9 protein-coding genes and 1 rRNA gene are annotated in these 10292 nt (G+C 72.6%); 4 read left to right on the top strand and 6 right to left on the bottom strand.

Annotation, left to right across the window (positions count from 1 at the left end; translation table 11 throughout):
* Nucleotides 1-91 (top strand): 5S ribosomal RNA (gene rrf / locus ACZ6ZN_RS12890); the annotation flags it as partial.
* 103 nt (nucleotides 92-194) lie between these two features.
* Here the strand turns inward: rrf and ACZ6ZN_RS12885 are convergent.
* On the bottom strand, nucleotides 195-1151 hold the full coding sequence (locus ACZ6ZN_RS12885) for a proline dehydrogenase family protein (protein ID WP_469645631.1): 957 nt from the start codon (nucleotides 1149-1151) through the stop codon (nucleotides 195-197).
* A 133-nt stretch (nucleotides 1152-1284) separates the two neighbouring features.
* Between ACZ6ZN_RS12885 and ACZ6ZN_RS12880 the strand changes: the two genes are divergently transcribed.
* Complete coding sequence (locus tag ACZ6ZN_RS12880) at nucleotides 1285-2244, top strand: GlxA family transcriptional regulator (protein ID WP_469645629.1); 960 nt, start codon at nucleotides 1285-1287, stop codon at nucleotides 2242-2244.
* Nucleotides 2245-2320: 76 nt separating this feature from the next.
* On the opposite strand, the gene ACZ6ZN_RS12875 is transcribed toward ACZ6ZN_RS12880, so the two are convergent.
* The 5 genes from ACZ6ZN_RS12875 to ACZ6ZN_RS12855 are packed head-to-tail and all read right to left on the bottom strand — an operon-like array spanning nucleotide 2321 to nucleotide 7967.
* Nucleotides 2321-3631, bottom strand: coding sequence for a DUF58 domain-containing protein (locus tag ACZ6ZN_RS12875; RefSeq protein WP_469645626.1), 1311 nt, complete (start codon nucleotides 3629-3631; stop codon nucleotides 2321-2323).
* Nucleotides 3631-4620, bottom strand: coding sequence for an AAA family ATPase (locus ACZ6ZN_RS12870; RefSeq protein ID WP_469645704.1), 990 nt, complete (start codon nucleotides 4618-4620; stop codon nucleotides 3631-3633). The genes ACZ6ZN_RS12875 and ACZ6ZN_RS12870 overlap by 1 nt, the downstream gene beginning before the upstream one ends.
* Complete coding sequence (locus ACZ6ZN_RS12865) at nucleotides 4620-5816, bottom strand: DUF4350 domain-containing protein (RefSeq protein WP_469645624.1); 1197 nt, start codon at nucleotides 5814-5816, stop codon at nucleotides 4620-4622. The genes ACZ6ZN_RS12870 and ACZ6ZN_RS12865 overlap by 1 nt, the downstream gene beginning before the upstream one ends.
* The gene (locus ACZ6ZN_RS12860) at nucleotides 5813-6580 is read right to left on the bottom strand and encodes a DUF4129 domain-containing protein (RefSeq protein ID WP_469645622.1); all 768 of its coding nucleotides are present in this window, start codon (nucleotides 6578-6580) and stop codon (nucleotides 5813-5815) included. Before ACZ6ZN_RS12860 ends, ACZ6ZN_RS12865 begins: the two co-directional genes overlap by 4 nt.
* 4 nt (nucleotides 6581-6584) lie before the next feature.
* Nucleotides 6585-7967, bottom strand: coding sequence for a DUF7847 domain-containing protein (locus ACZ6ZN_RS12855; RefSeq protein WP_469645620.1), 1383 nt, complete (start codon nucleotides 7965-7967; stop codon nucleotides 6585-6587).
* Nucleotides 7968-8107: 140 nt separating this feature from the next.
* On the opposite strand from ACZ6ZN_RS12855, the gene mtnA reads away from it, so the two are divergent.
* On the top strand, nucleotides 8108-9256 hold the full coding sequence (mtnA, locus tag ACZ6ZN_RS12850; protein WP_469645616.1) for an S-methyl-5-thioribose-1-phosphate isomerase: 1149 nt from the start codon (nucleotides 8108-8110) through the stop codon (nucleotides 9254-9256).
* 346 nt (nucleotides 9257-9602) lie between these two features.
* Nucleotides 9603-10292 (top strand): two-component system response regulator MtrA, encoded by a 690-nt coding sequence (gene mtrA / locus ACZ6ZN_RS12845; protein WP_189561841.1) that lies wholly within the window; start codon nucleotides 9603-9605, stop codon nucleotides 10290-10292.

The following is a 10292-nucleotide window of genomic DNA, read 5'->3' as shown; positions in this document are numbered from 1 at the left end:
GCCCGGTTACATTCCGAACCCGGAAGCTAAGCCTTACAGCGCCGATGGTACTGCAGGGGGGACCCTGTGGGAGAGTAGGACGCCGCCGAACAATTGTTGGGAAAACCCCCGCATCGAGAGATGCGGGGGTTTTCTGCGTTTAAGGCACTTCCCTCTCCTGCCTGTCGGGTCGAGTTGATCGGATCAGGTGGTGGTCATGCGGCCGCGTCGACGAGGGCTTGGAGCAGGCGCTGGGGGTCTTCGGCGATGCGGTTGCAGACGTAGAGCCACCATTCCGTGCCGAAGACGATGTACTCCCGGGTGGGGTGGCCGCGCTCGGCCATCGCTTGGAGGCGATCGGGCCCGAGACCGAGGAGAGTCTCGAACTCCCAAGGAGTGGGATCGGCACCCTTCCCTTCGAGGTGCTGGTCAATGCGGTTGATCAGATCCCAGTCGTGGGTGGCGAAGGAGCACAGATGGCCCGAGTCGGCCAACTGTTGCGCGTACGCAAGATAGGCGGCGGTCAGGGCCGGCGCCTCGCGCCGGTGGGCGATGGCCTCAGGTTCGAGGAAGGCGCCCTTGACCAGTCGGATGCGGCCGGGGCGGGAAAGCAGCTCCGGCAGGTCGTCTGCGGTGCGATACAGGCGTGCTTGGACGGTGATGCCCACATGGTCGAACCGCTCGCACAACTTGTGGTGCAGGGCAAGAACCTCGTCGGTCCTGTCGGAGCCTTCGGCCGAGATCACCATCTCCCGCCCGGTGTCGGCGGTGGCCTGGGCGATGCGGGAGGCGTTGGCAAGGGCGAGCTCCGCATCGACGGCGAGGCCGATGTGGGACAGGTCGAGGGAGATCGAGCACCCGGGTGGCAGCAGACGGGCCGCAGAGATGAACGTGTCGGTCTCTTCCGTGGCTCGCTGCGGGTCGCGGCAGCTCTCGCCCATGTACTCCACGTTCACGCGGTGGCCGGCGGCCAGGACCTGCTGCGCCCGATCCAGAGCGTCGGGCAGGGTTTCACCGGCGACGTACCGCCGGGCAACTTTGCGGGCCAGAGGGCCGAGGACCGGGTCGTCCGGGACGCGCCACTTCAGCTCCTCGTCGAGCGCAAGCCCACGCAGGACTTGGGCAGCCTGGGACGAGAGGGCGGCGTTGGTGGCGGGGGTCTGCGTGGTCATGCGCTGTGCCTAGCTGTCGGCGGGATGGATGAACGCCTGCGAGCCTTCCAGGCCGATACTCCGACCTGAGAGTGGCAGAAACGTCAGGTAGGCTGAAATTCCTGCCAGCGTCGCAAGAGGAGATCGGGAGCCTGTGCTTCACGATGTCGCCGTCCTGGCCCTCCCGGGTGCCCACGCGTTCGAGCTGGGCGTGTTCTGCGAGGTCTTCGGGATCGACCGCAGCGACGACGCGCTGCCCGCGTACGACTTCGCTCTTGTCTCGGCCACCGGCGACAGCGTGCCGACCCGCCACGGCTTCGAGGTGCGGGCCCGGCACGACCTGGAGCGGCTGGCCTCGGCGGACCTTATCTGCGTCCCGGCCTACGACCTCAACGTGGGCCAGCCGGACCACCTGACCGAGGAACTGCGGGCTGCTGTGAAGCGTGGCGCTCGGGTCCTGAGCATCTGCACCGGGGCCTTCCTCCTGGGCGAGGCCGGGCTGCTCGACGACCGACGCTGTACCACGCACTGGCGCTACTCCGACGAACTCGCCCGCCGCTACCCGCGTGCCCGGGTCGAGTCGGACGTGCTTTACGTCGACGAGGACCCGGTCATCACCGGCGCCGGCACCGCCGCCGGCGTCGACACCTGCCTCCACCTCATCCGCAAGGAGCACGGCAGCGCCGTCGCCAACGCAGTCGCCCGCCGCATGGTCACGCCCCCGCACCGGGACGGCGGCCAGCACCAGTACCGCCAACGCCCCCTCCCCCGGGAGGGGACCGGGTCCCTCGCCCCTGTCCTGGCCTGGGTGGAAGCCAACCTCGACCAGGATCTGACCGTCGACGCTATGGCCTACCGTGCCCACCTCTCCCCACGGACCTTCGCTCGACGCTTTCGGCAGGAGACCGGGACCACGCCGTTGCAGTGGCTGACCGGACAGAGGGTCCTGCTCGCGCAGCACCACCTGGAGACCACGGACGACCCGGTGACCGCTATCGCCCACCGCACGGGCTTCGGTACCGTCGACAACCTCCGCCACCACTTCGCCCGGCACCTCGGCACGACGCCCCAGGCGTACCGGCGGGCGTTCAGAGCCCTGCCCACCAGCCGATGATCCGCGCCCCTCGCAGTTTCACAAGGGCCGCGCAGTACTGACTGATCGCTGTTCGGCCGTCCCCTATGACTCGGTGTCAGAGGCGGCCGGCGGATTTCAGGGACAAGTAGGCGTCTGCCAGTGCGGGGGGCAGGTCTTCGGGGGTGGCATCGACGACGGTGACGCCGTGGCGGCGGAGTTGTTCTGCTGTGCGGAGGCGTTCCGTCTGGGCCTGGGCCGCTGCTGCCGCCTCGTACACGGCGTCGATGTCTCCGCGGGACTCGGACATCGTCGAGATGTGCGGGTCCGCCACGGAGGCCAAGAGGACCGTGTGCCGCTGGGTGAGCTGGCCCAGGACCGGCAGCAGGCCCTCCTCGATCGGGGTGGCGTCCAGGGTGGTGAGGAGGACGATCAGGGACCGGCGGGGGGAGGTGCGCAGGGTGGTGGCCGCCAGGCCTCGGGCGTCCGTCTCGACCAGTTCGGGCTCGAGTGTGGACATGGCGCTGACCAGCGCCGGGAGGAGGTCGCCTGCCGTGCGGCCCTGGACGAGGGCGCGGACCTTGCGGTCGTAGGCCAGGAGGTCGACGCGGTCCCCGGCGCGGGAGGCGAGCGCGGCGAGGAGCAAGGCCGCGTCCAGAGAGGCGTCGAGGCGCGGGGCGTCGCCGACGCGGCCGGCCGAGGTGCGGCCGGTGTCCAGGACCAGGAGGATGTGGCGGTCCCGTTCGGGGCGCCAGGTGCGGACGGCGACCGTGGTCTGGCGGGCTGTGGCGCGCCAGTCGATGGAGCGGGTGTCGTCGCCGGGCACGTACTCGCGCAGGCTGTCGAACTCCGTGCCCTCGCCGCGGGTGAGGACGCTGGTGCGGCCGTCGAGCTCGCGCAGCCGGGCGAGCTTCGAGGGCAGGTGCTTGCGGCTGGTGAACGGGGGCAGGACGCGGACCGCCCAGGGGGCCTTGTGGGTGCCCTGACGCGCGAAGAGGCCGAGGGGCCCGTAGGAGCGGATGGTGACGCGGTCGGCCCGGCGGTCGCCGCGGCGGGTGGGGCGCAGGCGGGTGGTGACCCGGCGGCGTTCGCCCGGGGGGATCGTGAGCCGGTGGCGGGAGGCGTCGGTCTCCGTGCCCTGGTGCCAGCTGCTCGGGGGCCAGGCGTCGCGGAGACGGGCCCGCAGCGGGCGGCGGGACGGGTTGGTGATCGTGAGGGTCACGTCCGCGGTGTCGCCCAGGCGCACGGAGGTGTCACCGGAGCGCGTGAGGCTCAGACGGCGTACGGGGGCGGCCAAGGCGTAGTCGCAGGCGCACGCGACGGCCAGGGGTGCGTTGACCGCGAGAACGCCCGCCCAGCTGGGCTCCCAGATCCCGACGGGGAGGGAGCCCAGGGCCGCGAGGAGGGCGGCGCGTCCGGTGAGCGCCATCAGCGGGGGACGGGGACGTGGGCGAGGATCGCGGTGACGACCGAGTCGGCCGTGACGCCCTCCATCTCGGCCTCGGGGCGCAGTTGCAGGCGGTGGCGGAGGGTCGGCAGGGCGAGGGCCTTCACGTCGTCGGGGATGACGTAGTCGCGGCCGGTCAGCCAGGCCCAGGCGCGGGCGGTGGCCAGGAGGGCCGTGGCACCGCGGGGGGAGACGCCGAGGGTGAGGGACGGCGACTCGCGGGTGGCGCGGCAGATGTCGACGACGTAGGCGGTGATCTCCGGGGAGACCGTCGTCTTGGCGACGGCTGCGCGGGCCGCTTCCAGGTCGGCCGGGCCCGCCACGGGGCGTACGCCGGCGGCCTGCAGGTCGCGGGGGTTGAAGCCCTCGGCGTGGCGGGTGAGGACGTCGATCTCGTCCTGGCGGGAGGGCAGCGGGATGGTGAGCTTGAGCAGGAAGCGGTCCAGCTGGGCCTCGGGCAGGGGGTAGGTGCCCTCGTACTCGACCGGGTTCTGCGTCGCCGCCACCAGGAACGGCTCGGGGAGGGGGCGGGGGGTTCCGTCGACGGTGACCTGGCGTTCCTCCATGGCTTCGAGGAGGGACGACTGGGTCTTGGGGGGCGTGCGGTTGATCTCGTCGGCGAGCAGGAGGTTGGTGAAGACCGGGCCGGGCTGGAAGGAGAACTCGGCGGTGCGGGCGTCGTAGACCAGGGAGCCGGTGATGTCGCTGGGCATGAGGTCGGGGGTGAACTGGACGCGCTTGGTGTCGAGTTCGAGGGCGGAGGCGAGGGCGCGGACCAGGAGGGTCTTGGCGACGCCGGGGACGCCTTCGAGGAGGACGTGGCCGCGGCAGAGCAGGGCGACGACGAGACCGGTCACGGCGGGGTCCTGGCCGACCACGGCCTTGGCGATCTCGGCGCGCAGGGCCTCCAGGGAGGCCCGGGCGTCGCCCGGCTTCCCGCTCTGCCCGGCGTTGTCAGTGGTCGGGTCCATCATGGACGGCGTACCTCTCTTTCGAGGGCGTCGAGTCGGTCGGCGAGTGCGATGAGTGCTGCGTCGTCGCTGGGCGGTGGTCCGAAGAGGAGGGTGTGCAGGTCCTGTCCGTCGCCGTGGAGGTGGGAGGACAGGGCGGGCAGCAGGGCCTCGGGCGTCTGCGCCTGGGTGACGGGGACGCCTACGAGGGGGGCGAGGCGGGTGCGGGTGGTGGAGCGGAGAGCGTCGGCGGCGCGGTCGCGGGCGTCGGCCTTGCGGTAGAGGCGGGCGCGGCCTTCGGCGGTCTCGGAGGCGCGGATCGCGACGGGCAGTTGTTCGGGTACGAGGGGGCCGAGTCGGCGTGCCCGCCACAGGGCGGCGAGGGCCGCGGCGATGAAGAGCTGCAGGGTGCCCCAGAGCCAGCCCGAGGGGAGCAGGTCGAAGAAGCCGCGTTCGTCGTCGTCGCCGGTGGCCGACGTGTCGGAGAGCGAGGGGAGGTACCAGACCAGATGGGGGCGCGAGCCGAGGAGTTGGAGGGCGAGCGAGGCGTTGCCCTGCTCGTCGAGGCGGTCGTTGAGCAGGATGTCGGGCGCGCCGAGGACGACGGTGTCGCCGTCGCCCTGGTCGGCGGGGAGGCGCAGCAGGGTGGCCAGGCGTTCGCTGGGGTAGCAGGCGTCGGCGCCGAGGTGGGTGGTGGTGTAGCGGATGCCGCCCGTTTCGGCGGTGCCGGCGCGGCGGGCGGCGGGCAGGTCGCAGTCGGGGGAGAGTGCCGAGTCGAGGCTGGTGGCGGGGTCGGCGGTGACACCGGGGGCGAGTCGTTCGGCGGAGGCGCTGCCGGGGGCGACCAGGACGGTGCGGCCGCCGGAGTCCGCGAAGGCGCTGTGCAGCCGGGTCTGCTGACTGCGGGTCAGCAGGTCGGGGACGGCGACCAGGAGGGTGGTGTCCTCGCCGGTCGCGGCGGCTGCCTCGTCCAGGGTGGTGACGACGCGGGTGTCCACGCCCCGGTCGGCGAGGAGTTCGGCGACCGCGCGGCTGCCGCCGGGGTCGGCGGAGCGCGGGTCGAGTTGGCCGTGCCGGGCGTCGGAGCGGAGCAGGGCGATGACGACGGCCCCCGCGAGGAGCAGGACGAGGGCGAGCGCGATGCCGCGCGTGCGGGTCCAGACCTGGCGTGCGGTGGGCGAGGCCGAGGTGGCGGGGAGCGTGGCCTCGGTGGTCATTCGGCGGCTCCCCGGCGTGCGTCGGGCGCGGTGCCCGCGCCGCTCGTCGCGAGGTGGGGCTTGGTGTGCTCCAGGTCGCGGTCGAGTCCGGCGACGCGGTGGTACGCCTCTTCGGTCCCGGTGCGGCCGCCGTACGTGACGTCGTCGAAGTCGCGGGCGGCCGAGCCGAGTCGGTCGGTGTGGGCGGGCAGGGCCCGGCCGGCTTCGGCGGCTGCCTCGTCGGCGGTGCGGCCGGGGCGGACGTCGAGCAGGGCGCGTTCTTCGAGGGCGCGGACGAGGGCGCGGGTGCGTTCCTGGACGGCCTGGGTCCAGTGGCCCTGGGCGGCGTGTGCTTCGGCGGCGGCGCGGTGGTCGGCGGCGCTGCGGGGGCGGTCGTCGAACAGGGCGGCCGAGGCAGCGGGTTGGCGGCGCGGGGTGCCGAGTCGCCACCACAGGGCGGCCAGCACGGCGACGACGGCCAGGACGACGACGACCAGGCCGAGCGGGCCGCCGGGGGTGGCGGACGAGGCGGTGCGGAAGAGGTCGTCGACCCACTCCCAGAAGGCGTCGAGGGCGCGCTGGAAGAGGCTCGGGTCGTTCTCGTGGTACATCCGCTTGGACAGCTCGCGCCGGGCCGCCTCCCGCGCCGGGTCGCGCGGGATGGTGACCGGTGGGTCGTCGGCGGAGCGGGCCGGCGACAGCGTGGAGATGTCGCCGGCCCGTTGCAGCGTCCGTAGGGTGGCGCGGGGCAGCGCCGTGGTGAGAAGTTCCCCCGCCCGGCTCACCGCATCAGCTCCGCGGGGTGGCGCCGGGGGTGGAGCCGTAGCCCTGGACGCCGGCGGCGCGGGCCAGTTCGAGGTCGAGGGCCTCGCGGCGGATGCGCTGGTCGATGTAGAGGAGCACGGTGACACCGGCCGTGATGGGGAAGGTGATCATCGAGCCGATCACCGAGCCGATGCCGCTGATGATGAGGAACGTCCAGCCGAGGCCGCCCCCGCCGGATTCGAGCCAGCCCGTGATGCCGTCCCCGCTGAGCGCGCCGGCGAGGAAGGTGAACGGGATGACGATGATCGAGGCGACGACGTTCGCGATGATCGTGGCGAGCAGCTGGATGCCGAAGATGCGCCACCAGGTGCCCTGGACCAGCTTCGCGGAGCGGGCCATGGCCTTCTTGATGCCCTGCTTCTCCAGCATCAGGGCGGGCGAGGCCAGGGAGAAGCGGATCATCAGCCACAGGGCGACGATGGTGGCGCCGATGATGCCGAGGACGGCCAGGGCGATGCCCGCGCCGGTGCTGCCGGCGACCGAGACGAGGATGCCCGGCAGGGTGCCGACGAAGACGATGCCGGCGGTGATGAGCAGCAACAGGCAGATCAGGCCGAACAGTTTGAGGACCTGGGGGCGCGCGTCGCGCCAGGCCTCGCCGATGCTCACGGACTTGCCGAGTACGGCGCGGCTGGTGACGGTGGTGAGCAGGGCGGTGGCGACGACGGTGCCGACCAGGGAGATCACGAAGATGACCGTCGAGTCGAGCATGGCGTCGCCCATGGCGCGGCTCAGCTCGTCGAGGGTGGCGCTCGGGTCGTTCAGGGCCTCGGTGCTGGAGTCGTCGAGGACCAGTCCCCGGAACAGCACGACGATGATCTCGGTCAGGACCGCGACGGTCAGCGAGATGCCCAGGACGGTCCGCCAGTAGGTGCGCATGGTGGAGACGGCACCGTCGAGGATCTCGCCCACGCCGAGCGGGCGGAGCGGGATGACACCGGGCTTGGCGGCGGGCGGCGGGCCGCCCCAGCCGCCTCCCCAGCCGCCGGGGTGTCCGTAGCCGCCGTGGCCCGGGCCTGCGGGGCCGTGGCCGCCGTAACCGCCGGGAGGCCGGTGGCCCCAGCCCGGGCCGGGCGGCGGGGGCGGAGGAGCCTGGCCCGGGCCGGAGGAGCCTCCGGGCGCGGACCACTGCGCCGGTGGCGGCTGTTCCTTCGACCACTGCGGGCCGGGGCCCTGCGGGGCCTGACCCTGCTGTCCAGGCTGGTCCGCGGGGTGCGCGGGCTGCCCGGGGTGCGCGGGCTGTGCGGGACCGGGGCGGTCGGCGGGATCGGCAGGGCCGGACGCATCCGGCTTCTGCCCCTCGGACGGGGCGGATCCGGGCGAGGCCCAGCCCGGAGTGTCGTTCATCGTCGCTCCTTCACGGTGCCCGTCCGCGGTCGCGGCGGCAGGTTGGCAGCCATCGTGCCATGGGGTGGTCTTGGAGTGACCGGCCGCGGTAGGGGCTGCGTACCTTCAATTGTCCGCGCGAAAGGGGGCAGACTGACGGCATGGCTGATCAGTACGCGCACAGCGGCGATGACAAGCGGCCGACCGAGATCCCGGCGATCCGCTGGGAAGAGCCACCGGAAGGGCCGGTTCTGGTCCTGCTCGACCAGACCAGGTTGCCGGCCGAGGAGGTCGAACTGGTCTGCACGGATGCGTCCGCCCTGGTGGAGGCGATCCGCTCGTTGTCCGTGCGCGGGGCACCGCTGCTCGGCATCGCGGGCGCGTACGGCGTCGCGCTCGCCGCCGTGCGGGGTTTCGACGTGGACGAGGCCGCGGAGGCCCTGGCGAGTGCCCGGCCGACGGCGGTGAACCTGGCCGTCGGGGTCCGGCGGGCCCGCGCGGCGCACGAGGCGGCGCTCGCCGAGGGCGGTGACCTCCGGCAGGCGGCCGCGGCGGCCCTGGCCGCGGCGCGGCAGCTGCACCGGGAGGACGCCCAGGCCAGTGAGCGGATGGCCGAGCACGGCCTGGCGCTCCTGGACGAGCTGCTGCCCGGTGGCGGACACCGGGTGCTCACCCACTGCAACACCGGTTCGCTGGTGTCGGGCGGTGAGGGGACGGCGTTCGCGGTGGCGCTCGCCGCGCACCGCCGGGGGCGGCTGCGGAGGCTCTGGGTGGACGAGACGCGTCCGCTGCTCCAGGGCGCGCGGCTCACGGCCTACGAGGCGGCTCGCAGCGGGATGGCGTACACGCTGCTCACCGACAACGCGGCGGGGTCGCTGTTCGCCGCCGGCGAGGTGGACGCGGTGCTGATCGGGGCGGACCGCATCACGGCGGACGGCTCGGTGGCGAACAAGGTGGGGAGTTATCCGCTGGCGGTGCTGGCGCGGTACCACCACGTGCCGTTGATCGTGGTGGCTCCGGTGACGACGGTGGACCTGGACACGCCGGACGGGGCGTCGATCGAGGTCGAGCAGCGGGCCGGCCACGAGGTGACGGAGGTGGTGGCGCCGCAGGTGCCGGTGGCCGGTGTGGAGGCGGGCGGCGGTATCCCGATCGCGCCGCTGGGCACGCAGGCGTACAACCCGGCGTTCGACGTGACGCCGCCCGAGCTGGTGACGGCGATCGTGACGGAAGAGGGCGTCGTCTCGCCGGTGACCGCGGAGGCGCTCGCCGAGGTGTGCGCGCGGTCGCCCAGGGCGGCGACGGGCTGAGCGGCGGCCCACCGAGAGGGCGGGGCGGACTCGCCCGGGGCGGGGCGGCCTGTGTGGCGCCTCGCCCCTTCGGTGTGTTCGGGGCCCGTGCCCGTCCTTTGCCCGGGGGCTGGTGGTGGTGTGGTGCCCGTCCTTTGCCCGGGGGCTGGTTGTGGTGTGGTGCCCGTCCTTTGCCCGAGGGCTGGTGGTGGCGTGGTGATCGTTGCGCCGGGGTGCCGGCCGGGGCGGCGTCCCTGGCAGGGATCATGGGCGGGCGGGCCAGGGCAGACAGTGGCGCTTGCTGCGACTATGGTCACTGGCCGGTGACCTACCTCACCACTGCCTTCGCCACTGTTATGAGAATGGGATGATGTCGTTTATGAAGGGACGAGTCCTTGTCGTCGACGACGACAGCGCACTTGCCGAGATGCTCGGCATCGTGCTGCGTGGTGAAGGTTTCGAGCCGTCGTTCGTGGCCGACGGCGACAAGGCGCTGGCCGCCTTCCGCGAGTCCAAGCCCGACCTGGTGCTGCTCGATCTGATGCTTCCCGGCCGGGACGGCATCGAGGTGTGTCGCCTGATCAGGGCGGAGTCGGGTGTGCCGATCGTGATGCTCACGGCCAAGAGCGACACGGTCGATGTCGTCGTGGGCCTGGAGTCGGGCGCGGACGACTACATCGTGAAGCCGTTCAAGCCGAAGGAGCTGGTGGCCCGGATCCGGGCGCGGCTCAGGAGGTCCGAGGAGCCGGCTCCGGAGCAGCTCGCCATCGGTGACCTGGTCATCGACGTGGCCGGGCACTCCGTGAAGCGGGACGGGCAGTCGATCGCGCTCACGCCGCTGGAGTTCGACCTGCTGGTCGCGCTGGCGCGCAAGCCGTGGCAGGTGTTCACGCGCGAGGTGCTGCTGGAGCAGGTGTGGGGCTACCGGCACGCGGCGGACACGCGGCTGGTCAACGTGCACGTGCAGCGGCTGCGCTCCAAGGTCGAGAAGGACCCGGAGAAGCCGGAGATCGTGGTGACGGTCCGTGGTGTCGGGTACAAGGCAGGACCGAGCTGA

The organism is Streptomyces sp. NPDC053665 (assembly GCF_055585285.1).
Note: the sequence above shows the minus strand (reverse complement) of the source record. Positions and strands in the feature narration are given on the sequence as shown.

Bases quoted from the DNA above. Each gene is read 5' to 3' on its own strand.
- ACZ6ZN_RS12885 (WP_469645631.1), bottom strand. From the start codon at position 1,151: ATGACCACGCAGACCCCCGCCACCAACGCCGCCCTCTCGTCCCAGGCT.
- mtrA (WP_189561841.1), top strand. From the start codon at position 9,603: ATGATGTCGTTTATGAAGGGACGAGTCCTTGTCGTCGACGACGACAGC.
- ACZ6ZN_RS12870 (WP_469645704.1), bottom strand. From the start codon at position 4,620: ATGGACCCGACCACTGACAACGCCGGGCAGAGCGGGAAGCCGGGCGAC.
- ACZ6ZN_RS12875 (WP_469645626.1), bottom strand. From the start codon at position 3,631: ATGGCGCTCACCGGACGCGCCGCCCTCCTCGCGGCCCTGGGCTCCCTC.
- ACZ6ZN_RS12855 (WP_469645620.1), bottom strand. From the start codon at position 7,967: ATGAACGACACTCCGGGCTGGGCCTCGCCCGGATCCGCCCCGTCCGAG.
- mtnA (WP_469645616.1), top strand. From the start codon at position 8,108: ATGGCTGATCAGTACGCGCACAGCGGCGATGACAAGCGGCCGACCGAG.
- ACZ6ZN_RS12865 (WP_469645624.1), bottom strand. From the start codon at position 5,816: ATGACCACCGAGGCCACGCTCCCCGCCACCTCGGCCTCGCCCACCGCA.